General features: G+C 62.8%; 1 pseudogene. It reads right to left on the bottom strand.

Annotated features, from left to right (window positions below):
• Positions 1–25 precede the first annotated feature (25 nt).
• Positions 26–347, bottom strand: a pseudogene (locus tag ACNQ0T_RS23380) (homoserine kinase); the annotation flags it as partial.

A 347-nucleotide genomic window follows, 5' to 3' on the forward strand; every position in this document is an offset into this window, starting at 1 on the left:
TCTTAAGGTTGTACAGTTTCATGCGTTATCCCAGTAGTCGAGCGCCTGCGGTATCCAGACGGCAAATATGAACAAAACCTTCGTCGTTTTGCAGATAGTGTTGTTGCAGCCAGGCGGCCATGCGTTGCGCGGTGGCGCCGTCGTTGCAGACAGCGAACAGCGTCGGGCCGGAACCGGAGATGCCGCAGGCCAGCGCGCCGATCTCCTGCGCCGCCTTGCGCGCTTCGGCGAAGCCCGGCAGCAGCCGGGTGCGGTACGGTTCGGCGATCACATCCTGCATCAATTTGGCGGCCAGCTGCGGCTGCCGGGTGTGGCAGGCATGGATAAAGCCGGCCAGATAGCGGCCG

Origin of the sequence: Enterobacter cloacae complex sp.6700776 (genome assembly GCF_048284255.1) — a bacterium.
Lineage (GTDB): Bacteria > Pseudomonadota > Gammaproteobacteria > Enterobacterales > Enterobacteriaceae > Enterobacter > Enterobacter intestinihominis.